This is a genomic window from Halorubrum sp. LN27 (assembly GCF_016635065.1).
Taxonomy (GTDB): Archaea; Halobacteriota; Halobacteria; order Halobacteriales; family Haloferacaceae; genus Halorubrum; species Halorubrum salipaludis.
The window spans coordinates 1,461,825-1,483,094 of record NZ_JAEPET010000001.1 but is presented as its reverse complement, the minus strand read 5'-3'; the positions used below and the strand labels follow the sequence as shown (position 1 = coordinate 1,483,094).

The window sequence follows — 21,270 nt, the reverse complement described above, 5'->3', positions numbered from 1 at the left end:
TTAGGCACCTCCGGTGGGCTTCTCGACGATGTACACGCCGTCCTGGAAGACGCGCGTGTCCTTGTCGGTCACCTTCGTCAGCTGTTCGATGTCGGCGGCGGTCTGCCCGACGGCCTCCTTGTCGGAGCCCGAGAGGGTGACCGTCTCGCCGTCGATCTGTACGTCCGTGTCCCCGCGGATCGGGGTGCGTCGCTGTGCTCGCTCGCCGAGGAAGTTCTCGATGACGACCTCGTCGCCCTCCACGGTCACCTGCATCGGGAAGTGGGCGTAGTACACTTCCATCGTGTACTCCCATCCCTCGGTGACGCCGTGGATCATGTTGGCGACGTGGCTCTCGAAGGTGCCGACCGTGGCGTTCGTCTTCGCGTCCTCGTTCTCGGAAGCGATCGCGACGACACCGTCCTCGACCGTGACCTCGACGTCGGGGTACCAGAGGCGTCGCGTGACGCTCCCGTTGGGGCCCTCGACGGTGAGTTCGAGGTGGTCGGTCTCGGCGGAGACGTCGTCCGGAATCTCGATTTCGACTCTGTTCATTGTTAGTAGACGTATGCGATCACTTGGCCGCCGATGCCCTCTTCGCGGGCCTCGTAGTGGCTCATGACGCCGTGGCTCGTCGTGACGATGAGCGTCCCGTAGTCACGGGCGGGGAGGTATCGCTTCTCCCACTTCTCGAACTCGTCCGCGCCCGCGGAGTAGCGGGGCTTGACGGCGCCACACTCGTTGATCGCTCCTTTCAGTTCGACCTCGAACTTCCCGGCCTTCCCGTCGTCGACGTACTCGAAGCCGTCGACGTACCCGCGGTCGTAGAGGACCTCGAGGACGGAGCCGATGATGTTGGAGGCGGGCTCAACCGTGTACGACAGGTGGCCAACGCTCTCGGCGTTGTCCATGCCGGCCAGTGCGTTGGTGAATGGATCGTTTCCCGTCATGATCAGCTGTACTTCTCGAATCCCATGTCTCGGGCGACCTCGCGGAAACACTGCCGGCAGAGGTTGATGTCGTACTTGCCGACGAGCCCCTGCTCGCGGTCGCACCGCCGGCACGTGTGCCGGGAGTCGGTGCGTTTCGACGCGTGCTCGCCCGTGTCGTTGTTCGCTTCGCTCATTCCGTTACCTCAACGTCGAAGTTCGTTTCGAGGAACGCAGCCGCGTCCTCGGCTGTCATCCGGTGGTTCGAGGGGATCGAGGCCGTCGCCTTGTCCCGCTTCGACACGCGGTAGCCGGGACGGACGATCGTCGTCGTCACGTCGAGGCCGTAGATGCCGATGCTCGGGTCGTACTCCTGGCTCGGGAAGTCGGTGTGGTCCTCGACCCCGAAGCTCAGGTTGCCCGTGTCGTCGAACTGGCTCTGCGAGACGTCGACGATGTCGAGCGCCGTCGCGAGGAACTCGTGTGCGTCCTCGTCCCGCAGCGTCACCTTGACGCCGATCGGGTCGCCCTTGCGGATCCCGAACTCGGCGATGGTGCGCTTCGAGGTGGTCCGGACCGACTGCTGGCCCGTGATCTCCTCGATGATCTCCTCGGCGTCCGCGAGCGGCTCACCGCCCTGTCCGACGCCCATGTGGACGACGACCTTCTCGAGGTACGGCTCGCGCATCTCGTGGGCGGCGCTCTCGGATTCACTCATCCGAATCACCCGCCTCGTCGGCGTCGTCGCCGGTGAAGTTCTCGTCGATAACGACGAGGTACTCCTCGACCGTCTCGTAGCCGTCCTCGTCGTCGCCGACGAAGACCGTGTTCGAGCCGGATCCGAGCGTCACGTCGATGTCGGCCACCTCGCCGATGCGGCCGGCGTGCTGGCCGGCGACGGCGGTGACCAGGGCGCCCTCTTCGTACTCGAAGTGGGCGACGATCTCCTTCGACTCGTTGTCGACGACGATCGAGTCCTTCGTGTCGTACTCGGTGTCGGCGTCCACGAGGACGTTCGTCCCGTCGTGGAGCGTCAGCTGCGCGTCGCCACCGGGGACGACGGACTTGTTCGTGATCTTCCCGAGCCGGCTGCCGGCGGCCTCCTCGTCGACGGGGGTCAGCGCGAGCCGACCGCCCTCGTCGGGGAAGACGCGGAAGTACTCCCCGCGCTCGGGGAACGCCAGGATGTCGAACATCCCGATCGGACGCTGCTCGTCCGAGACGGCGTCCCCGTTGACGAGGACCGAGTCGTTGTTCAGCGCGTAGCGCGCCTCCTTCGTCGAGTCGACGTAGCCGAGCACGTCCCGCAGCAGGACGACGAGCGGAACGCCCGCCTCGCCGTGCGGGCCCGCGCCCGCCTTCACGGTGAACGTGTTCGTCTTGCGCTCGACCGGCCAGGAGTTCGGTACTGACAGTCGCTTCTGGTGTCGCGTCATTCGTTATCCTCCTGGAGCCGCGCCTCCCGGCGCTCGTCTTCCAGGTCCAGCTCGGTCACCCGGACGTTGCTCGCCGGAATGGGGCGGGGAACCTCCTCCCCGTCCGCCTTCTCGACGGTGACGTCCTCGACGGTGATCCGTTCCGCGGACAGGTCGACCGAGATGACCTCGGCCTCCGTGCCGGCCGCGTCGCCGCGAAGCACCTCGACGGTGTCGCCGGCGTTGACGCGGACGTTCCGCTGGCCGTACTCCTCGCGGAGCTCGTCCGTGAGGGTGGCCCGGACCTGGTTCTGCCGCTCGTGGAGCGGCGCGGTCTCCGACCGTTTTCGCTGTTTGCGTGGCTGTTTCGTCATGATTAGACGATCATCGTCGCGGTCGAGGCGATGCTCCCGAAGCGCTCGGCGACCTCGCGGGCGACGGGGCCTTTGATCTCCGTGCCCCGCGGCTCCTCGAGGTCGTCGATGATGACGGCCGCGTTGTCCTCGAACTTCACGCGCGTGCCGTTCGGACGGCGGATCGGCTTGCGCTGGCGGACGACGACCGCCTCCAGCACCTGCCGCCGCATCTCCGGGGTCCCTTTGGTGACCGAGACGGTCACCTTGTCGCCGATACCTGCCTTCGGGTGGCGGTTCTTCGTGCCGGAGTAGCCCGACACGGAGATCACCTTCAGCTCACGGGCGCCGGTGTTGTCGGCGCACGTGATGAGCGAGCCCTTCGAGAGCCCCTGCGTGACGTCGGCCTTGAGCGCCTCCATCACTGATCACCCGACAGGTTCTCGACGACGACGTGGGACTTCGTCTTCGAGAGCGGTCGCGTCTCCGCGATTTTCACTTCGTCACCGACTTCGAGCGAGTCGAGCACGCCCGGCACGTGGGCCGGGATACGCGAGCGACGCTTCATGTACCGGTCGTATTTCGGTACGAACACGTCGTACTCTCGCTCGACGATGACGGTCTTTTCCATATCCGTCGACACGACCGTCCCCTCACGGGTCTGGCCGCGGACGGAGAGCTGCCCGTAGAACGGGCACTTCTCGTAGTCGTAATCCTCCGGGTTGTCTGGCTCCGGAGGCGTGGGTACGTCGATTCCTATCGCCATTGTGTGACACCTTGTTCGGTGCGTTCGGCGGGCCGATGCCGTAACCGCTCGCCATCCACCGTCGCGTAGACCGCGTCTTTGCACTCGCCGTTGTGGCTCGCCGGACCCGCGCCGTCACCGGTGACGACGCTTGCGGACCCGGACGGGCCAGACTGACGGGGGCGGACCCCCGTAGTATCCGACCCGAGTTGGGACGCGGACCCCGACGACTGTCCGTCGTCGGCGGCTTCATCTGTGCGGGCGGTCGGTCGATCGGCGACCGCGAACTCGAACGTCGCGCCCGACTTGGGCACGCGTTTGTCCCCCGACCCCGTTCGCACCACGAGGGTGCCGAACGTCTCGGACAGCACGCGACCGGCGATGCCCACGTGGGCGTCGCTGTCGGCGTCGACCACCCGAACCGGGAGGCCGACGAGTTCGTGCCGAACGAGCTGGTCGGGGGATATCATCGTTATTCGTCGTCGAAGTCGCCTTCTTCCGCCTGGATCGTCTTGATCCGCGCAATCGTCTTCTTCAGCTCGTTGACGCGGCCCGGGCTCTCCGGCATGCCGCCGGCGGCGCGCTGCGCCTTCGAGTTGAGCAGCTCGGTCTCGAGCTCCTCGAGCTCGACCTGCCGCTCGGCCGCCGTCATGTCGCGGATCTCGTCCGTGTAGAGGATCGCCATTATTCGTCCTCCTCCTCGTCTTCGTCCGCGGCCTCCATCTCCGCGACGAGGTCCGCGGCCTCCTCTTCGATCTCCTCGTCGAGCTCGTCGACGTCGTCGGCCTCCGCGTCGCCGACCGGCTCCTCGGCGGCGACGTCGGTCGCCTCCGTGGCCGTCTCCTGGGTCTCCTCGACGACTTCCTCGACGACCTCCTCGTCGATGACCTCTGCGGGGTCGTCGTCGGGGACCTCGACGTCGTCGTCGGCGCCCACGTCGGGCACCTCCTCGGGCTCCTCTTCGAGCAGCGACTCGACGCCCTCGTCGGCGTCGACGTCGACCGCCGCCTGCTCGACCTCGGGGACCTCGGCGTCCTCGCGGATGTCGAAGTCGTCCGGGAGCTGCGCGCCCGGCGGGATGATCTTCACGTTGACGCCGATCGTCCCGAGCTTCATCACCGCGACGCCCTGGCCGTGGTCGACGACTTCCTCCGCGGGCTCACCGTTGTGCTTGATGTAGCCGCGGTTGAACTTCTCGACGCGCGAACGCGCGCCGGTGACCTTCCCGGACAGGACGATCTCGGCGCCTAACGCGCCCGCGTCCATGATCCGGTCGATCGTCGTGTGCCCGGCCTTCCGGAAGTACCAGCCGCGCTCCAGTGCGTTCGCGAGACGGTCCGCGACGATCTGGGCGTTCAGGTCGGGCTCGTCGACCTCCTGAACGTCGATCTGCGGGTCGTCCATGTCGAAGCGGTCCTCGAGCTCGGTGGTGATCTTGCGGATGTTCTTCCCGCCCTTCCCGATCACCATGCCGGGCTTTTCGGCCTTCAGGACGATCTGCGTGCCCATCGGCGTCTGGGCGACGTCCATGCCGCCGTAGCCGGCGCGGCCGAGCTCGTCCGCGAAGAACTCGTTGATCTGTGAACGGCGCAGGCCGTCCTCGATGAATTGGTGTTCGTCAGCCATTATTCGTCAGCCTCCGGCTCCTCGATGATGAGCTCGACGTCGGCGAGGGTGGTGTTCCATCCGGTGGCACCCGCGGCGCGCGGGTTCCGACCGGGTCGCTCGCCGACCTTGTGGGGAGCGACGTGTTTGATGACCATCTCGTCGCCGTCGAAGCCCTGTTCGTCCGCGTTGTTCTTGACGTTCTCTAAGAGCTTCTGGAAGTCCTTGGCGGCCTTCTCGGGGTACCGTCCCGCGTCCCAGCCGTCGATGTCGGAGCGGTGGCCCGCGCCGGCGTTGTGCTGGCGCATCGGCACCGAGGTCTCCTCGTCGATGACTTCCTGCAGGAACTCCTCGGCGTCGGCGACCGTCTCGCCTTTGATCTCCCGGGAGATCTCCTTGCTGTCCTTCACGCTGATGGGCCGCTCGCGGAGCATCCCCTTGGCGGTGGTCTCCGGGTCGGCCTCGACGCTGTAGTTGATTCCCATGGGTTACTTGAGGGGCACGAACTTCGAGGACCGGGTCGCGCCGATGCCGGCCTGACCGTGTTCGACGGTGCTTCGAGTCAGGTGGAACTCGCCGAGGTAATGACCGATCATCTCGGGTTCGACCTGCACGCGCTCGAAGCTGTGTCCGTTGTACACGGAGAAGGTGACGCCGACGAACTCCGGCAGGACCGGCATGTCGCGCAGGTGCGTCCGGATCGGGTCGTCCGCCGTCGTCTCCTTGTCGCGGCTCCGGACCGTCTCCAGCAGCTTCTGCTGTTCGGTGCCGAGGCCGCGAACGATGCTTCGCCGCTGGCGTGCGGGGAGCAGTTCCGCGACTTCCTCTACGTCCATCTCCTGCAGCTCGTCGAGCGAGTGACCGCGGTAGGCGAACTCCTTGCCCTCGCGGCCGGTGCGGTAGTCAGAACTCATTTGTTGCCACCTCGTCCGGTGCGCTTGGATGCGATGTCACCGACCTTGCGTCCCGGCGGGGCGTCCCGCGAGACCGACTTCGGCTGGCCGGGGTGTTGGCGACCACCGCCACCGAAGGGGTGGTCGACGGCGTTCATCGCGACGCCGCGCACGCGCGGGTATTTGGTCCCGCGCGCTTTCATCTTGTGGTGTTTGTTACCGGCCTTGACGAAGGGCTTCTCCGTCCGGCCGCCGCCGGCGACCACGCCGATCGTGGCGCGGCACTGGGGATCGAGCCGCTTCACTTCGCCGCTGGGGAGCTCGACGACCGCGACGTCGCGGTCGTGGGTGAGAAGCGTCGCCGACACGCCGGAGGCGCGCGCGAACTTCCCGCCGTCCCCGCGGTTGCTCTCGACGTTACAGACCGGGACACCCTCGGGGATCTCCGCCAGCGGGAGCGTGTTCCCGGGCTTGATCTCCGCGGAGACGCCGACCTGAATCGTCTCGCCCACGCGCACGCCTTCCGGCGCGAGCACGAGCCGACGGTCGTCGTCCTCGAACTCGATCTCCGCGAGCGGAGCCGAGCGGGCGGGGTCGTGTTCGATCCCGACGATCTCGCCGGTGATCGTGTCCACGTCTTCGAGCTTCTTGTGCGACAGTTCCGCCTTGTAGCGGTGCGAGGGGGCCCGGAACGTCGGGCCGCCGCGTCCGCGCCGCTGTCCTTGGATTCGTCGTCCCATATCAGAACACCCCGATGCGCGATGCGATCTCGGTCGCGTCGTCGTCCTCGGAGAGCGTGACGGTGGCCTTCTTCGCCCCCTGTGGGGTCACCTGCGTGTTCACGTCGACGACGGAGACGTCGTACCGGTCCTGCACTTCCTCGCGGACCTCGGGCTTGGTCGCGTCGACGTCAACGAGGAACAGCAGCTTGTTCTTGAAGTCCATCTCGTTCATCGCCTGCTCGGTGACGATCGGATGCTCGATGATGGAGTTCATCGGTCTGCCACCTCCTCGACGGCGCTCTCGGTCCACAGCGTGAGTCGACCCGGGTGCGCGCCCGGCGCGAGGTCTTCCGCGTTGACCTCTCGCGCGGTCGCGACGTCGACGCCCGAGAGGTTCCGGGCGGCGCGGGACGGCTCCTCGCTGGTGACGACGAGGACGGACTTCGGCTGGCTGTACTTGCGACCGCGGGTCTTCCCGCGGCCGGCTCGGACGGAGCGACCCTCCTCGGCGCGCTCGATGTCGGCGTCGACGCCGACGGCCTCGAGCACGCCCAGGGCCTCCTGGGTCTTCTGGAGGTCCTCGAACTCGTCGCTCACGACGAGCGGGAGGTCGAGGTCCTCGTCGAACGCGTGACCGCGCTCGGCGACGAGCTCGGCGTCGGCGGTGGCCGCGATGGCCGACCGGATCGCGAGCTGTCGTTCCTTGTCGTTGAGGCTCTTCGTCTGGTCCTTCTCGGCCTTCGGCGGGTGCGCGGCGCGGCCCGACACGGCGTGCGGGACGCGGCGGGCGACGTTCTCGGAGCGCGGGACGTGAGCGAGCCCGCGACCGGAGCCGAACGACTCCGCGGGGGTTCGCAGCCCGGCGAACTCGTCGGCACCGTAGGCCTGTTTCCGGTTAGCCTGTGCGGCGGAGACCGCCCGACCGATGAGGTCCGGTCGGAACGCGGTCTCGAAGATCGCCGGCAGCTCGATGCTGCCCGCGTCCCCGCCGTCCAGGTCGTGTACTGTTGCGTTCATGGATTATCCCTGGTTGGATGCGGTGGATACGTACCGGACCTCAGGATCGAGGCGCGGCTGGTCGTTCGGCCGGATGGCCGGGCGGAACCGAAGCAGGCGCTTGTCCGGACCGGGCAGCGAGCCCTTGATGAGCGCGTAGTTGCCGTCGACCTCGCCGTAGTTGACGAAGCCGCCGTCGACGGAGGCGTCGTCGCCCTCGCCGAAGTCGATGAGGCGCTTGTTGAGCTCGGTGCGCTGGTGGTAGCCGGTCTGCCCCTGCTGGGGAACGGTGGAGCGAACGCGGGAGGGGTTCCACGGACCGAGGTTGCCGATCCGGCGCCGCCATCCCTGGCGGGCGTGTTTGCCCTTCCGTTTTTGAACGCCCCAGCGCTTGACGGGACCCTGGGTCCCCTTCCCCTTCGTGATGCCCGAGACGTCGGTGTACTGCCCCGCGCGGAAGACGTCGCCGAACTCGTGGGCGCCGCCCTCAGCGACGAGGTCGAGCCCGAAGTCGACGCGCTCCTCGAGGGAGCCGCCGCCGACTCGGGTCTCCATCACGTCGGGCTTCTTCTTGGGAACGTTCGCGAGCTCCGAGGGGACAGTGTGGGTGATGACGCGGACGTCGTCGACCGCGCCCTCGTCGAGCAGCGAGCGCAGCTCCTCGGCGTCCTCCTCGAAGGTGTCTTCCGCCGGGAGGTCGAGCGCGCGGTCGAGCTCCTCGTGGAACTCGGTCGCCCATACCTCTTCGACCGGCTTCTTTCCGTACGGCGTCTGTTCGTAGGCGCGCAGGGCCACCGCGTACATCGGCGGCGTCTCGACGACGGTGACGGGAACGGACTCTTCCATCCCCTCACGCGGCGAGTTGGCCTCGTCGTTGACCATAACGACGTGCGTCATTCCGGCCTTGTAGCCGGCGAACCCCTGCAGTGCGGGGGCTCCGTCGTCGTCGGGCCACGATCGAATGCGCGGGACCTCGCGGTCTGCGCGGGTACGCGGGCCGTAGCCCAGCGAGCCTTTTCGTGGTCGGCTTGGTTGTGGCATGTGTTTACTCCGTGAGTGTGAGCGAGCCGAGAGTCACGAACAGAGCCTCCTCCGTCCGGACGACCTCGCTCGCCTGTGCCGGGATCGTGTTCAGCCAGAGGTCGAACCCCGGATCGGGTTCGACCGAGCGGCCGTCGGCGACGGCCGCCCGAATGCCGTCGGGCGAAAGCCCGAGCATCTCCGGAAGCCCTCGCTCGGGCGAGCCGAAGGCGACGGTGTACCCGCCGGCCTCCCGCGCGTCCGAGACGATGTCACCGAGCCGCGAGACGGAGAGTTCCTCCCCGTGTCGCGACGTCGCGACGGCCAAGCCGTCGCCGGCGAGCGCTTCCGACAGGTCCGCTTCCACGACCTGGAAACCGTCCTCCGGCTTCCCGGTGATGCGGGCGCGGACCGGTTCTCTCGAAGAGACCCTGATGGTGACGCGCTCCCCCTGCTCGACCTCCATTCCGGAGGGAACGAGCAGGGAGATCGGGTGTTCCCGCAGCGGGGAATTGACCCGGACGCGGCCTTCAGGTCCGACCTCGGTCACGAGTCCCTGTGTTTTCGACTCTTCCCCGCTAGGGGTCGAGCCGGTCCGCCACGGCACGCGGAGCGGCGGGAGCACGCCGGCGTACCGGAGCTCGTCGCGCTCCCCCCAGAGGTCCTTGCGGAGCCCCGGAGGGGTCGCGGCGTACCCCAGCACGGTCCGAACGTACTCGCCGCCCCGTCGCCGCTCGCCTTCCCTGTCGGGGAAGACGACCAGTCGATCCGCCCGGAACACCGCCGCCGCACGGGCGACGTAGCCGAGTTTGCGAGTCGCCTCGCGATCGTCCTCGGCCTCCCGGACGACCGAAGACGGAACGCAGATCGTGAGTCCGTCTTCGGTACGCATCGTGGCGAGACTGTACCCCTCGATTTCGGACGACGGCCTAAAAGGGTAGCGGTCCCGCTTCCGGGCTGTGGCGCGTTCACACGGGGTCTGGCGGCCGTTTCGGGCCGACTATCGAGAGAGTGAGTCACACGGTCGGTGGTGTCCCCCACCCGTTCGCGCCGCGGACTTCACTCCGGAACGATCCGGACGACGGGCGCGTCGCCGTCGTCGACCGCGACGTAGAGGCGGCCCGTGCCCGGCTCGACCGCGAGCGCTCGGACCCGCCAGCCGCGGTCGGCGAGGAGGGGGTCGCGCTCGGTGACGGTCGCGTCCCCGGGGCCCGCCCCCTCGACAGTGAACCGTCCGAGGTACTGGGAAGCGAGCGTCCCCGCGAACAGGTCGCCGCGCCACTCGGGGAACGCGTCGCCCTCGTAGAAGAGGGCGCCGCTCGGCGGGAACCCCTCGGTGCCGCAGCGCCAGTAGTGGACCGGCGCGGTCACGTCGTCGCGCTCGTCGTGCGCGGGCGCGAGGGGGTCGTCGGTCCCGTAGCGGCACGCCTCGGTCGCTATCGGCCAGCCGTAGTTGCCGCCGCGCTCGACGACGTTGATCTCGTCGCCGTCCTCCTCGCCGTGCTCGCACTGCCAGACCGCTTCCGTCTCCGGGCGCACCGCCATCGCCTGCGGGTTCCGGTGCCCGTAGCTGTAGATCGCGTCCCTCGCCCCCGGGTCGTCGACGAACGGGTTGTCGGGGTGCGCGTCGCCGTCGGGCGTCAGCCGGAGGGTCGATCCGAGCTCGTTCGACCGGTCCTGCGAGACGTGCTCCGGACCGAAGTCGGTGTCGCGCCGGTCGCCGACCGTGACGAACAGCGCGCCGTCCGGGCCGAACGTCGCCCGCGAGCCGAAGTGGATCTCCGAGTCGACGAACGGCCCCGCGACGTGGACCGCCTCGAAGCCGTCCAGCGCGGGGGCGTCGGGATCGGCGAGCGAGAGCCGACCGGCCCCGACGTGGGTCGCCGACGCCCCCGCGTCGTTCGTCGCCGCGTACGTGAGGTACACGCGCGCGTCGTCCGGGTAAGCGGGGTGGACCGCGACGTCGAGGAGCCCGCCCTGTCCGGCGGCGTGGACCTCGGGGACGCCCTCCACCGCCGAGCGGGAGCCGTCCTCGGGGTCGACGAGCGAGAGCCGACCGGGGCGCTCCGTCACGAGAAGGCGGCCGTCCCCGGGGAGGAAGGCGAGCCCCCACGGATTTTCGAACCCCTCGGCGACGCGCTCGACGGCGTGCTCGACGTCCGCGCCGTCGTCGGAGGGGGCGCCGGCGTCGTCGGCGCTGTCGTCCTCCTCGCCGTCGGCGCCGTCGGCGGTCCCGTCGTTTCCGCGGTCACCGAGACAGCCGGCCAGCGGGAGCGCCGCGAGACCGCCGGCGGCTCGAAGTACTGTGCGCCTGTCGGCGGCTGGGGCGGGGTGACGCGTCATGGGAACCGTCTCGTGTCCGTCTTGGTCCCGTGACCGATGACGCTTCCGGCGGCCGGGCGCGACGAGGCGGGTCGATCCGGGTCGGCGGAGACGACGACCGTCGTTCGGAACCCTTATATCTCCGACTCGGGCTATGTGGAGATGCGAAGCACGCACCGGTAGTGTAGTGGTATCACGCAACCTTGCCATGGTTGCAACCCGAGTTCAAATCTCGGCCGGTGCATTTTGCGAACGAAGTGAGCAAAATCACCGAGAGGGATTTAAACTCAGAAAGACGCAGCCCGCGCAGCGAACGAAGTGAGCGAGCGGGACCGTCTTTCCCTAGTTCAAATCTCGGCCGGTGCACTCCCTACGGTCGCGCACCGCCCTGATTCCCCGCTCGCTGCGCTCGCGGGGAGTCTCGACCGGTGCATTTTGTCTCTTGATCGATGGCGGGAGTGAGTATCGCAGATTGGCGGCAGCGAAACAGTATTTAAGCGAGCTGTGAGCGGCAGCGACGATTCCTTATAAACGGCTGTTGCGGTGGCGCGTGCCTCCGAGCGCCCGAAGGGCGCGAGGAGCACGCGCGAGGGAGTCGCGAGCGGTGCGAGGTGCGAGCAGCGCGAGCACCTCGATGGCGAGCGGCGAAGCCGCGAGCAGCGAGCGACGAGGCTGGGGAGGCGTGAGGTTGCGGTGCGGTATGGGTGGGACTCAAAGGGGCAGTCGCTTTGGGCTTTGAGGCTCTTCACCGCAGCGTCGTCGGTAGCTTATCCGCAGCGTCGTCGGTAGCTTATAAACACCCGCCAGCACCACCACAATCCGACTTATAAACACTCAACCCGTCGAAATAATTCACGCACTCCCGCAGTCACTTAGGAAGTGGCGTTAGCGAACGGCGGTTACAACCGGACCCACGGGCTGAACGTTGAGATTCCGGTAAAGCCACGCACTCAGAAACCGCCATCTGGGGCGTCCCTTACTCGATCCGGAAGCCGTCGGCCTCCTCCGCCGCGCGCACCAGATCGCCGATGCTGTCGCTCGCCGTGAGCCCCTGGCTCGCGGCGAAGCGCTTGATCGCCACCGGCGGGACATCGACGGTCGTCTCGCTCGCGACGAGCAGGAGTCCGAGCGCCTCCGGCGTCGGCGAGCTCGGGCCCGCGTTGGACGCGAACCACGTCACGAGCGAGTCGAACGTCGCCGTCACGTCGTTCGAGACCATCCGCTGGCGAGTGGTGTCGCCGTCGACGTGGAGCGTCGCGTCGATCCCGTAGGTGAACCCGTCGTCGTCGAAGGAGTTCGCCAGCCACCGGCTCACCGACTGCCGGTCGACCTCGGGAGCGCCGCGGGCGCCTTGTCGACTGCCAGCGGGAGCGTTCTGGGGCTGGGTGGCGGTACGCTGCGCACGGTTGCCCTGCGGTCGTCCGGCGCCGCCCTGTGGCTGTCCCGCGCTCCCGGCCTGTGGGGCGTTTCCGCCCTGCGGCTGACCGCCCGCGCCGCGGGGCGCCTCAGATCCGACGCCGGTCCCGCTCGCACCGCCTCCCGCCGCCCCCGCGTCCGGATCCGGCGGCCGGCGTTCCTCCGGATTCGCCGGGTCCGCAGATGTGAACCCCGTCTCGGCGTCGGGGGACCGATCCGGCTGCGTCCGGCGGACGTTGGGACGACCGTTCGTCCCGACGACGTACCGGCTCTCCCCGATCTCGACGACGCTCTCGTCGTCGGTGAAGTCGAGCTCGTCGGGGTCGGCCGGCGGTGCGTCCGGGTCCGCCGCCGGTGCGTCGCGGTCGCTCATGGCGTAGCCGTGGTGGCGCGAGAAAATAGGTGTTCCGGGCGGAGGGATCCGCCGGGACAGTGGTTAGGTGGCTATTCGAGGCTCGTTAGAGCCGGACCGCTTCGCCGTCCTCGCTGTAGAGGTCGGGCGAATTCAGCTCGATGGACGTCGTGGCCGACGACGGCGAGACGAGTTCGAGCGACGAGGTCTGGCTCTGTCCGAAGGCTTCGTGCTCACTCAGATGGGCGTAGGTGAAGCTGCTGCCATCATGGACTTCAGTCGTGCCATCGGCACCATCCGCAGTGAGATTACCGAACGGCTCTGCACCGGGGTTAACGACGATCGTGTAGTCGTTGTCGTCGTCCAGTACTGCCGAGTCACTGGCAACCCACTCTCCTTCGGAGTTTTTGACGGCGAACTGGCTCGCATTGAGCTGGCTCGCGTTGATCGAGTCGTCAGTTGTGAGATCCGTTCCGTTCGCGTCCACATCGGTGAACACAAGGTTAGCCTGCCCGTTAGGACCGACCGCTTGGATCGTCGTCTCTGATAAGTCGATCTGATCAGAGCCGGCGGCACCGGTGACACCGAGTCGGATCGATTCAAGTTCGCCCGAGGACGCGTTACCAACAATACCGACCTCAGTAGACACGTCGATGCGCTCAGACACTAGGTCCGTACTTTCTTGTCCCGTCGCCTCAGCCTGTGATTGCAGGAAGCCGGCCGTATTGATCAGGACGCCGGCGGCGATCGCTGCCACCAGCACCATCGCGATGAACACGATGAGCGTGCCGATACCAACCTGACCGCGATCTTCGCTGTTAGTGATTGTTTCGAACATTGTTACAGCCTCACCGAAGTCTGTTCATCGGTCAGCGTGGTCGGGACGCGCAGTTCGGTGCTGGTAGTTGCACCGGAGGCAGTCGTGAACGTCACCGACAGACTGTCACCAGCGTTTAGACCGCCATCGGTGTCACCGTCTTCAGCGTTGTACTCGAAGGGGCCAGAATCTTCGTCAAGGTTCAGCGTAATCTCGGCCCGATCACTGTTATCCGTCAAGACGACCTCGTCGCCATCACCGGTGAACATCGTGATGTTGTTGGTACCAAGCTCTGCCGAGACTTGTCCGCCAGTGCCGATCAGTTCGACGGTCACTTCAGTGAGATCGATGTTTCCCGCACCCGGCGACTGCGCGACCGTAAGCTGGAGCTGGTCGATAGATCTCTCATCCGTATTATCACCATCGATGTCCAGATCAGTCACGTTCCCAGACTGACTCACGATCTGAATCCGGTCGCTCACCTGACTCGTACTCTCTTCGCCCGTTGCTTCCGCCTGCGTCTGAAGGAACCCGGCCGTGTTGATCAGGACGCCGGCGGCGATCGCCGCCACCAGCACCATCGCGATGAACACGATGAGGGTCCCGATCCCCACTTGACCGCGCTCTTCCTCGTCCAGTATTGTTTCGAACATTGTGTGTTGCGTCGGCCCCCGGCCTGCCCGGCGGGCGTTATCGCTACGGAGTGTGATTTCCCTATTAAAGACTCCGTGCCAATTATTTGAACTGATAAGACGCTTCAGTGTTGCGATTATCGCATTATTTTCTACTTTGAAATTTCTGAATGTATCAACGATATCGCGATCGTGTTATCGCGTCTGGATCTGAGAGCACACGGTGTGAGCGGGTCGATCAGCTCCGATCGGAGGAAGGAGAGCTGCACACTCTCGCGTACGATGATCAGAAAGGTCTGAAAATCTCTCGAAATTCGGGGGTGTCGTACGTCCCGATCCTCTCGGCCCCGGCCCGTCTCAGCGGTCCTGGATCCGGGCCAGCTCCGAGTCGGGGATCACGAACTCCTGCGTGCCGGGCTCGTACACCGCGAGGCTCCCGGCGACCAGCGCCATCGACGCCGCTAACAGCCCGGTGTTGACGAGCAGCAGGGCCTGCGGGTTCGAGAACGAGGTCCGGAAGGCGGCGGCGGGCGTCGCCACGGCGGCGAGGACGACGAGTCCGAATCCGACCGCGAGGTACGCCATCGCCGTCCGACCCGACGACCGATACGCCGAGACCGCGAACGCGAGCAGCGTCGCGCTCGCGCCGGCCAGCACGGTGGTCGTCACGAGATACAGACCCTCGATGAGCTCCATACCCACCGTGACCGGAGTCGACTTATAAACCTACGGTGGCGGCTATCACCGTCGATAACACTCGCGAATAGCCGCTGAAACCGAACGCCCGGTACCGGCGGACGGCGGCGCCCCGGGTCGATTTCTTCGGCCGTGTCGATCACCGGTATCCTTTTAAGCCCCAATAATCAACTACGATAACGTGAATGGTGGGGGACGACCTGATCACGGTGCTCGGTAACAAGTACAACACGGACATCCTGACGGCGACCGGCGACGCGATGTCCGCACAGGACCTGAGCGACGAGCTCGACGTACCGATCGCGACGTGTTACCGCCGGATCAACGAGCTGGAGGAGGCCGATCTGCTGGAGCTTCACGACCGTCCGCTGTCGGACGAGCACCGTCGCGTGAAGGTGTACCGCCGGAAAGTCGACGGCGTCGAGGTCGACTTCCGCGACGGGCTCACCGTCGAGGTCGAGGAGCGCTCCGCGGTGAAAAACCGGCTCGACGACGTGTGGCGCGACCTCTCGTCGGGTCAGTAACGCTCTCCGTCCGTCCCCGCGACCCGTATTCGTCCCCGCAATAACGCGTTCGTCCCCGCGTCGCCTTCTCCGTCTCTCGTCCGAACTCAGAACGAGGGCTCGTCGGACCGGCCCATCATCGAGAACCCGCCGGCCCGCTCGTGGACGGTGATCCCGCCCTCGCCGATCTCCATCGGGAAGATGTCGGTGTCGATGTCCTGTTTCCGCATCTTCGCCACCCAGACGTAGCGGTTGACGCCGGAATCGGTCGGCGTCTGGATGAAGTAGATGTTCCCGTCGGTGAGGAAGTTCTCCAGTCCGACCTCGGTGTCGGGAAACACCGCGCCCTGCTCGTTGATGAGCAGGGAGGTGAGCCCGTTCGCCTTGAGGATGTCCGAGAACTTCAGCAGGTACGTCCGCTTCTCCTGTTCGGCGTCGAAGAAGAGCTGGAACATCGAGAGCGAGTCGAGCACCAGCCGGTCGAAGTCCCCGTCCTCGATCGTGTCGAGGAGCTTGTCGACCGCCGTCGAGAAGTCGGTCTCGCGCAGCATCTCGCGTTTGTCGAGGATGACGATGTCGCCGCTGTCGACGTAGTCGCCGAACCCCTCCAGCCCGATCGACTCGGCGGCGCCGCGGATGTCCGCTTCGTCCTCCTCGAAGGAGACGTACACGCCGCGCTCGTCGTGTTCGGCGACGCCGTGGTGGAGATACTGAATTCCGAAGATGCTCTTTCCGGTACCGGGGTTCCCGGAGACGAGGACCGTCGATCGCTCCGTGATTCCGCCCGTGAGGATGGAGTCGAGCCCCTCGACCCCGGTGGAGACGAGTTCTGACATTCGTCCCTTCCTTGGCGACCGGAGTATATAAAAGACGATCCGACGGACCGACCGCACGGACGCCGACAGGTTTATTCCTCGACACACCGCCCCTTCCTGTATGCCCGGTGAAGCGTCCCCCGTCGTTTCCGGCGGTGATCGGCGGTGAGCGAGCCATCGGTCCTCGTCGTCGAAGACGAGCCCGACATCGCCGCGCTGTACGCCGGCTTCCTCGAAGAGCGATACGACGTCGACCTCGCCGAGACCGCCGCCGAAGCGATCGACCGAGTCGACGGCGCGGTCGACGTGGTGTTGCTCGACCGACGCCTCCCCGACGGGAGCGGCGACGACGTGCTCGATCACATCCGCGAGGCCGGCTACGACTGCCGCGTCGCGATGGTCACCGCCGTCGAGCCCGACTTCGACATCATCGATATGGGGTTCGATCTGTATCTCACGAAGCCCGTCAGCCGGACGAAGCTGCTGGCGGCGATCGACACGCTGTTGACCCGCAGCGAGTACGACGACCTGATTCAGGAGGCCGCGGCGCTGGCAAGCAAGCGCGCGGTGCTCAACGCCCAGAAGCCGGCGGCCCAGCGCGAGGGGAACGAGGCGTACGCCGAGCTCGTCGAACGGCTCGAAACGCTCGACGCCGACATCGACGAGCTCGGCGAGTCGCTGTCGTCCGACGACTACCGCGCGATGTTCCGCGACCTCGGCGAGGCCTGACGCTCTTGGGTCAGGGTGCGAAAAATTCGGGAAATTCGGAAAATTCGGGATTTCGACGCGCGGAGCGCGTCAGGTGTGGAGCGTTACTCGAACAGCTCGACGGCCTGCTCGTAGCGGCTCGACGGTTCGTCCCAGTCGACGACCTCGAAGAAGTTGTCGACGAACTCGCCGCGGGCCGGACCGTAGTCGTGGTAGTAGGAGTGCTCCCACACGTCCAGCGCCAGGATCGGGTGACCGCCCCAGATCGCGCCCTGGTCGTGCTTGTCCACCACGACGTTCCGAAGCTGGTTCGAGAACGTGTCGTACACTAAGAGCGCCCAGCCGCCGGCCGCCGAGGCCGCCGCCTCGAACTCGCCCTTCCACGCCTCGTAGGAACCGAAGTCCTCCTCGATCCGAGCCGCGAGGTCGCCCTGAGGCTCGTCGCCGCCCTCAGGCGACATGTTCTGCCAGAACAGATCGTGGAGGATGTGCCCCGACGAGTTGTGCGTCACGTTGCGGATGGCCCCGCCCGACGACGAGAAGTCGCCCGCTTCGCGGTTCTCCTCGAGCGTCTCCTCGGCCGCGTTCCACCCGTTCACGTACCCCTGATGATGGGTGTCGTGGTGCCATTCGAGCACCTGCTCGGAAATGTGCGGCTCTAACGCGTCGTACTCATACGGCAGCGGATCTAATTCGTAGCTCATGTCTACATTCCATCCCATGCGTGCCACGGGTAAGAACGTTCTCTGTAACGCATTTCAGTAACTAATCTGTCTGATCTATTTATCCCTAAATTAGCCTTCAAACGCCTACTTAGAGATTTTTGATTTATAAATAATTGAAATCTGACTGTTTTTGTCTTCCGGCGGCGCGGAGCTTATGCGTGCCAAACTCGTCAGATCGTGTATGACACCAGACGAGACGACCGCGGGCGGCGTCGAGCCGCTCTCGGGCGAGACGGTCCGACACGGGACGGGCGTGAACTCCGACCGCGCGTTCCCGACGAACGCCCACCCCGACAACCTCGACCCGTTCGTGCTGTTCGAGCGGTTCTACATCGACCCGGACAAGGGATTCCCGATGCACCCGCACAAGGGGTTCGAGATCGTCTCGTACATGATCGAGGGCGGGATGGACCACGCCGACTCGCTCGGCGTCGAGCACACCGCCCGCGAGGACGAGGCGATGCGGATCACCACCGGGAGCGGCATCCGGCACTCCGAGTTCCCCGCCGACGGCGAGGCCTGCAACGGGCTCCAGCTGTGGGTGAACCTCCCGCGGGAGGAGAAGGAGGCGGACCCGGACTACGTCGACGCGGGCACCGAGGAGCTCCCCACGACCGAGCGCGACGGCGCGACCGTCACCACCGTCGTGGGCGAGGGGTCGCCGATCGAGCTGTACACCCCGATGGAGTACCTCGACGTCCGCGTCACCGACGCGTGGACGTGGGAAGTCCCCGACGAGTGGTCCGGGTTCCTCTACGGCGTCGAGGGGAGCGGGACGGTCAGAGACGCCGACGCGGGCGCCGACGTCGATTCCGAGGCAGAGGCCGGCGCCACCCGCGAGTTCGCCGCGGGCGACGTGCTCCCGAACGCGGACGCGCGGGACGTGACGGTCGAGAGCGACGGGGAACCGGGGCTCCGCTTCGTCGCCGTCTCCGGTCGACCGCACGGGGAGCCGATCCGCCAGCAGGGGCCCTTCGTCCTGTAGGCCACCCGGAGAGCAGGCGCTCCGGACGAACGAACCGCGGGGTATGATAACGCGGGCCGCCGAAGGGGCGACCGAATGCCACTCGACCCGGACCGCGTTCGGACCGTCACCTTCGACTCGTACAGCACCCTCGTCGACGTGGAGGCGGCCGAGGCGGCGCTCGCCGACCGCGTCCCCGACCCGGAGCCGGTGTCGCGGCTCTGGCGGTCGCGGTCGCTGGCGTACACGTTCGTCGCGAACGCGATCGACGCCTACCAGCCCTTCTACGAGATGAACCGCGACGCGCTGACGTACGCGCTGGCGGCCCACGGCGTCGACCTGTCGGCCGCGGAGCGCGACGAGATCCTCGCGGTGTACCACGAGCTCGAGGTGTTCGACGACGTGCGGTCGGGGATCGAGCGCCTGCGCGAGGGCGGGTACGAGCCGTACGTGCTCTCGAACGGGAACCCGGAGATGCTCGACTCGATGGTCGAACACGCCGGGATCGAGGATCTCGTCGCGGACACGATAAGCGCCGACGAGGTGGAGACGTTCAAGCCGGCGGCCGAGCTGTACCGCCACGGCGCCGCCCGGACGGGGACGCCGATCGACCGGATCGTCCACGTCTCGGCGGGGTGGTTCGACGTGTTAGGGGCGTCGCACGCGGGGATGCAGGCGGTCCGCCTCGACAGGAAGGGGACGCCGTGGGAGCCGTTCGCGGGGGATTCGGACCTCACGGTGGAGTCGATACACGAACTGGCCGACGCGCTGGGGGTCTGAGGCGGCCGATCGAAGACCGAGAAGAGCCGGCTCTGCGAGTTCAGTCGCGTTTGGCGACGAAGTTCAGTCGCGCTCCGCGACGATCGTCTCGCCGGCGCGCACCGCGTCGCCCTCGCTCACGAGGAGGTCGCCCTCGTCGATGTCGGCGGGCAGGATGACGTCCGCCCGCGAGCCGAACGAGACGTGGCCGACGCGCTCGCCGCGGTCGACGGCGTCGCCGGGCTCGACCGCGGGGTGGATCCGGCGGGCGAACCAGCCGGCGATGACCAGCAGCTCGTACTCGCCGAAGTCGATCGCGACCTGCTCGTTGCGGTCGGACTCCTTGTCGAACGCGGGCCGGTTCGCGCCGGGGCGGTGGCGCACCTCGCGGACCTCGCCCGCGAGCGGCGCGCGGTTCACGTGCACGTCGGTGACGTTCATGAACACGCCGACGCGGAGGCGCTCGCCCTCCTCGCGCACGACGCTCACGGTGCCGTCCGCGGGGGCGACGACGACGCCCTCCGCGTCGGGCGTCGAGCGGTCGGGGTCGCGGTGGAACCAGAGGACGCCGAGCGCGAGCGCGAGCAGGCCGACGCCGACCGGCGGCAGGAGCGGGAGCGTCGCGGCCCCGAGGAGCGCGGGCGCGAGCGCCAGCCGCCACGCCTCGTCGACGACGTCGAACGGGAGCACCGCCGAGAGCGGGGGGTTCCGTCCCATCGTCAGGCCTCCGCGGGCTCCCGGAGGTCGGGGCGGAGCTCGGTTCGCCCCGCCGCCCACGCCGCGAGCAGGTGGACGAGGTGGGTCCGGTCGTCGAGCCCGTCGACCAGGTCGAGGTCGGCCTCGCCGGCGAGGACGTGGAGCCGCGCGAGCTCGTCGCCGCCGTACTCGGAGCCGGCGCGGGCGACCCGCAGGGTCTCCCGGAGCAGTTCCCCGCCGTCGTACCCGCCCTCGTCGAGCAGGTCGTCGAGGGTCGAGCGCGCGTCCTTCAGGTCGCCGGCGCGGGCGTCGGCGAGCGCCTCCCGGATCGCGTCGTCGTCGCCGACCTCGCCGAGCGTCTCGTAGGCGGTCGACATGGTGATCTCGCCGCCCTCGACCGCGGTGGCCTGCGCCGAGAGGATCGCCTCCCTGAGGTCGCCGCCGGCCGCGCTGGCGACGAACTCCAGCCCGTCGCCGTCGTAGTCGACGCCCTCGCGCTCGCAGATCGTTTCGAGCACGTCGATCGCCTCGTCGGTCGTCGGCGCGCGCACGCGGACCGGGAAACACCGCGAGCGGATCGGCGCGATGAGCTTCGACGGCTGGCGGGTGGCGATCACGAACTGCGTGGTGCGGTGGTGCTGTTCCATCACCCGCCGGAGCGCCTGCTGGAAGTCCTCGCGGATCGCCTCGGCGTTGTCTAGGAGGACCGTCTTGTACTCGCCGGACATCGGCGCGTACGACGCCGACTCCTTCAGCACCCGGTTTATCATGTCGCGTTTCGCCATCCGGCTGCGTCCCTGCAGGAACCCCTCGAAGCGGGGGTCGGTCCGGATCTCCTTTTTCGTCCGGCCGAAGAAGTCGGCGACGTTGATCTCGATCAGATCGGCGTCGGGGTTCTCGTGGGCGGCCCGGGTCAGCGCCCGCGTGGCCGCCGTCTTCCCGACGCCGGGCGGCCCCTGAACGACGAGGTTCATCGGCTCGTCGACCGCGCGCTCCAGCCGCTCGCGCGCCTCGTCCTGACGGATCTCGTCGAGCGCCGGAGCGTGCGCGTCGATCCACAGCGGTCCCTCCATACCGCGTCCTCCGGGCCACGCGCTCAAGAATCGGTCGGTCCGCCCGCCGAGTCGAACACCGGTTCGGTACACCGATAACAGCGGCCGCGCATATCGATGTGGAGACATTATTAACAATCGGAGTAAACGAACATC

The 21,270-nt window shown here is 67.1% G+C and carries 31 protein-coding genes and 1 tRNA gene; 5 read left to right on the top strand and 27 right to left on the bottom strand.

The features are described 5' to 3' along the window. The 19 genes from JIN95_RS07320 to JIN95_RS07230 form a co-directional block, all read right to left on the bottom strand. Positions 1–534, bottom strand: a complete 534-nt coding sequence (locus tag JIN95_RS07320; RefSeq protein ID WP_095636852.1) for a 50S ribosomal protein L6 — start codon at positions 532–534, stop codon at positions 1–3. Positions 535–536: 2 nt separating this feature from the next. Then, entirely contained in the window at positions 537–929 is a 393-nt protein-coding gene (locus tag JIN95_RS07315; protein ID WP_004047215.1) for a 30S ribosomal protein S8, read from the bottom strand. A 2-nt stretch (positions 930–931) separates the two neighbouring features. Further along, positions 932–1,105, bottom strand: a complete 174-nt coding sequence (locus tag JIN95_RS07310) for a 30S ribosomal protein S14 (protein ID WP_004047216.1) — start codon at positions 1,103–1,105, stop codon at positions 932–934. Next, a complete protein-coding gene (locus JIN95_RS07305; protein ID WP_095636853.1) occupies positions 1,102–1,626 on the bottom strand; it encodes a 50S ribosomal protein L5 in 525 nt (174 codons plus the stop codon). The genes JIN95_RS07310 and JIN95_RS07305 overlap by 4 nt, the downstream gene beginning before the upstream one ends. Next, positions 1,619–2,344: a 30S ribosomal protein S4e gene (locus JIN95_RS07300; protein WP_095636854.1), complete on the bottom strand. Its 726-nt coding sequence runs from the start codon at positions 2,342–2,344 to the stop codon at positions 1,619–1,621. Before JIN95_RS07300 ends, JIN95_RS07305 begins: the two co-directional genes overlap by 8 nt. Then, positions 2,341–2,697: a 50S ribosomal protein L24 gene (gene rplX / locus JIN95_RS07295; RefSeq protein WP_095636855.1), complete on the bottom strand. Its 357-nt coding sequence runs from the start codon at positions 2,695–2,697 to the stop codon at positions 2,341–2,343. Before rplX ends, JIN95_RS07300 begins: the two co-directional genes overlap by 4 nt. 2 nt (positions 2,698–2,699) lie before the next feature. Next, positions 2,700–3,098 (bottom strand): 50S ribosomal protein L14, encoded by a 399-nt coding sequence (locus JIN95_RS07290; protein WP_004047220.1) that lies wholly within the window; start codon positions 3,096–3,098, stop codon positions 2,700–2,702. Next, the gene (locus JIN95_RS07285; RefSeq protein ID WP_008001361.1) at positions 3,098–3,442 is read right to left on the bottom strand and encodes a 30S ribosomal protein S17; all 345 of its coding nucleotides are present in this window, start codon (positions 3,440–3,442) and stop codon (positions 3,098–3,100) included. Before JIN95_RS07285 ends, JIN95_RS07290 begins: the two co-directional genes overlap by 1 nt. Beyond that, entirely contained in the window at positions 3,433–3,891 is a 459-nt protein-coding gene (locus tag JIN95_RS07280) for a ribonuclease P protein component 1 (protein WP_200530967.1), read from the bottom strand. The genes JIN95_RS07285 and JIN95_RS07280 overlap by 10 nt, the downstream gene beginning before the upstream one ends. Positions 3,892–3,893: 2 nt before the next feature. Further along, positions 3,894–4,106, bottom strand: a complete 213-nt coding sequence (rpmC, locus tag JIN95_RS07275; protein WP_123620224.1) for a 50S ribosomal protein L29 — start codon at positions 4,104–4,106, stop codon at positions 3,894–3,896. After that, positions 4,106–5,047, bottom strand: a complete 942-nt coding sequence (locus JIN95_RS07270) for a 30S ribosomal protein S3 (RefSeq protein WP_095636857.1) — start codon at positions 5,045–5,047, stop codon at positions 4,106–4,108. The genes rpmC and JIN95_RS07270 overlap by 1 nt, the downstream gene beginning before the upstream one ends. After that, entirely contained in the window at positions 5,047–5,511 is a 465-nt protein-coding gene (locus JIN95_RS07265; protein ID WP_200530966.1) for a 50S ribosomal protein L22, read from the bottom strand. The genes JIN95_RS07270 and JIN95_RS07265 overlap by 1 nt, the downstream gene beginning before the upstream one ends. A 3-nt stretch (positions 5,512–5,514) precedes the next feature. After that, positions 5,515–5,940 carry a 30S ribosomal protein S19 gene (locus tag JIN95_RS07260; RefSeq protein ID WP_004047226.1) on the bottom strand — a complete coding sequence of 142 codons (426 nt, stop codon included), beginning with the start codon at positions 5,938–5,940 and terminating at the stop codon, positions 5,515–5,517. Next, positions 5,937–6,659, bottom strand: a complete 723-nt coding sequence (locus tag JIN95_RS07255) for a 50S ribosomal protein L2 (RefSeq protein WP_095636859.1) — start codon at positions 6,657–6,659, stop codon at positions 5,937–5,939. The genes JIN95_RS07260 and JIN95_RS07255 overlap by 4 nt, the downstream gene beginning before the upstream one ends. A gap of 1 nt (position 6,660) precedes the next feature. Continuing rightward, the gene (locus JIN95_RS07250; protein ID WP_008007910.1) at positions 6,661–6,915 is read right to left on the bottom strand and encodes a 50S ribosomal protein L23; all 255 of its coding nucleotides are present in this window, start codon (positions 6,913–6,915) and stop codon (positions 6,661–6,663) included. Next, positions 6,912–7,658: a 50S ribosomal protein L4 gene (gene rpl4p / locus JIN95_RS07245; RefSeq protein ID WP_095636860.1), complete on the bottom strand. Its 747-nt coding sequence runs from the start codon at positions 7,656–7,658 to the stop codon at positions 6,912–6,914. Before rpl4p ends, JIN95_RS07250 begins: the two co-directional genes overlap by 4 nt. A 3-nt stretch (positions 7,659–7,661) precedes the next feature. Beyond that, positions 7,662–8,678 carry a 50S ribosomal protein L3 gene (locus tag JIN95_RS07240; protein WP_200530965.1) on the bottom strand — a complete coding sequence of 339 codons (1,017 nt, stop codon included), beginning with the start codon at positions 8,676–8,678 and terminating at the stop codon, positions 7,662–7,664. Between the two features lie 4 nt (positions 8,679–8,682). Further along, positions 8,683–9,549 (bottom strand): putative RNA uridine N3 methyltransferase, encoded by an 867-nt coding sequence (locus JIN95_RS07235; protein ID WP_095636862.1) that lies wholly within the window; start codon positions 9,547–9,549, stop codon positions 8,683–8,685. Between the two features lie 167 nt (positions 9,550–9,716). After that, entirely contained in the window at positions 9,717–11,000 is a 1,284-nt protein-coding gene (locus JIN95_RS07230) for a PQQ-dependent sugar dehydrogenase (RefSeq protein WP_200530964.1), read from the bottom strand. A 152-nt stretch (positions 11,001–11,152) separates the two neighbouring features. Between JIN95_RS07230 and JIN95_RS07225 the strand changes: the two genes are divergently transcribed. Further along, positions 11,153–11,223, top strand: a tRNA-Gly gene (locus tag JIN95_RS07225). 732 nt (positions 11,224–11,955) lie between these two features. Here the strand turns inward: JIN95_RS07225 and JIN95_RS07220 are convergent. The 4 genes from JIN95_RS07220 to JIN95_RS07205 all read right to left on the bottom strand — a co-directional run bounded on the left by JIN95_RS07220 (position 11,956) and on the right by JIN95_RS07205 (position 14,892). Continuing rightward, positions 11,956–12,768, bottom strand: coding sequence for a hypothetical protein (locus JIN95_RS07220; RefSeq protein ID WP_095636864.1), 813 nt, complete (start codon positions 12,766–12,768; stop codon positions 11,956–11,958). A gap of 85 nt (positions 12,769–12,853) precedes the next feature. After that, positions 12,854–13,585 carry an archaellin/type IV pilin N-terminal domain-containing protein gene (locus JIN95_RS07215; protein WP_200530963.1) on the bottom strand — a complete coding sequence of 244 codons (732 nt, stop codon included), beginning with the start codon at positions 13,583–13,585 and terminating at the stop codon, positions 12,854–12,856. A gap of 2 nt (positions 13,586–13,587) precedes the next feature. After that, positions 13,588–14,217 carry an archaellin/type IV pilin N-terminal domain-containing protein gene (locus JIN95_RS07210; RefSeq protein WP_200530962.1) on the bottom strand — a complete coding sequence of 210 codons (630 nt, stop codon included), beginning with the start codon at positions 14,215–14,217 and terminating at the stop codon, positions 13,588–13,590. A gap of 336 nt (positions 14,218–14,553) precedes the next feature. Next, a complete protein-coding gene (locus JIN95_RS07205) occupies positions 14,554–14,892 on the bottom strand; it encodes a hypothetical protein (protein WP_200530961.1) in 339 nt (112 codons plus the stop codon). A gap of 185 nt (positions 14,893–15,077) precedes the next feature. On the opposite strand from JIN95_RS07205, the gene JIN95_RS07200 reads away from it, so the two are divergent. Beyond that, entirely contained in the window at positions 15,078–15,416 is a 339-nt protein-coding gene (locus JIN95_RS07200) for a helix-turn-helix domain-containing protein (RefSeq protein WP_008847358.1), read from the top strand. Positions 15,417–15,502: 86 nt separating this feature from the next. Here the strand turns inward: JIN95_RS07200 and JIN95_RS07195 are convergent, their stop codons facing one another. After that, positions 15,503–16,231 (bottom strand): ATPase domain-containing protein, encoded by a 729-nt coding sequence (locus JIN95_RS07195; RefSeq protein WP_095636870.1) that lies wholly within the window; start codon positions 16,229–16,231, stop codon positions 15,503–15,505. A gap of 144 nt (positions 16,232–16,375) precedes the next feature. On the opposite strand from JIN95_RS07195, the gene JIN95_RS07190 reads away from it, so the two are divergent. Continuing rightward, positions 16,376–16,939: a response regulator transcription factor gene (locus tag JIN95_RS07190; RefSeq protein ID WP_095636871.1), complete on the top strand. Its 564-nt coding sequence runs from the start codon at positions 16,376–16,378 to the stop codon at positions 16,937–16,939. Between the two features lie 83 nt (positions 16,940–17,022). On the opposite strand, the gene sod is transcribed toward JIN95_RS07190, so the two are convergent. Further along, positions 17,023–17,622: a superoxide dismutase gene (gene sod / locus JIN95_RS07185; protein WP_200530960.1), complete on the bottom strand. Its 600-nt coding sequence runs from the start codon at positions 17,620–17,622 to the stop codon at positions 17,023–17,025. 202 nt (positions 17,623–17,824) lie between these two features. On the opposite strand from sod, the gene JIN95_RS07180 reads away from it, so the two are divergent. Together JIN95_RS07180 and JIN95_RS07175 are read left to right on the top strand one after the other, a co-directional pair. After that, complete coding sequence (locus JIN95_RS07180) at positions 17,825–18,628, top strand: pirin family protein (RefSeq protein WP_095636873.1); 804 nt, start codon at positions 17,825–17,827, stop codon at positions 18,626–18,628. A gap of 75 nt (positions 18,629–18,703) precedes the next feature. Beyond that, entirely contained in the window at positions 18,704–19,387 is a 684-nt protein-coding gene (locus JIN95_RS07175) for a haloacid dehalogenase type II (protein ID WP_200530959.1), read from the top strand. Between the two features lie 63 nt (positions 19,388–19,450). Here the strand turns inward: JIN95_RS07175 and JIN95_RS07170 are convergent, their stop codons facing one another. Together JIN95_RS07170 and JIN95_RS07165 are read right to left on the bottom strand one after the other, a co-directional pair. Next, on the bottom strand, positions 19,451–20,083 hold the full coding sequence (locus tag JIN95_RS07170; RefSeq protein ID WP_200530958.1) for a protein sorting system archaetidylserine decarboxylase: 633 nt from the start codon (positions 20,081–20,083) through the stop codon (positions 19,451–19,453). 2 nt (positions 20,084–20,085) lie between these two features. Next, entirely contained in the window at positions 20,086–21,135 is a 1,050-nt protein-coding gene (locus tag JIN95_RS07165) for an AAA family ATPase (RefSeq protein WP_095636876.1), read from the bottom strand. Positions 21,136–21,270 lie beyond the last annotated feature (135 nt).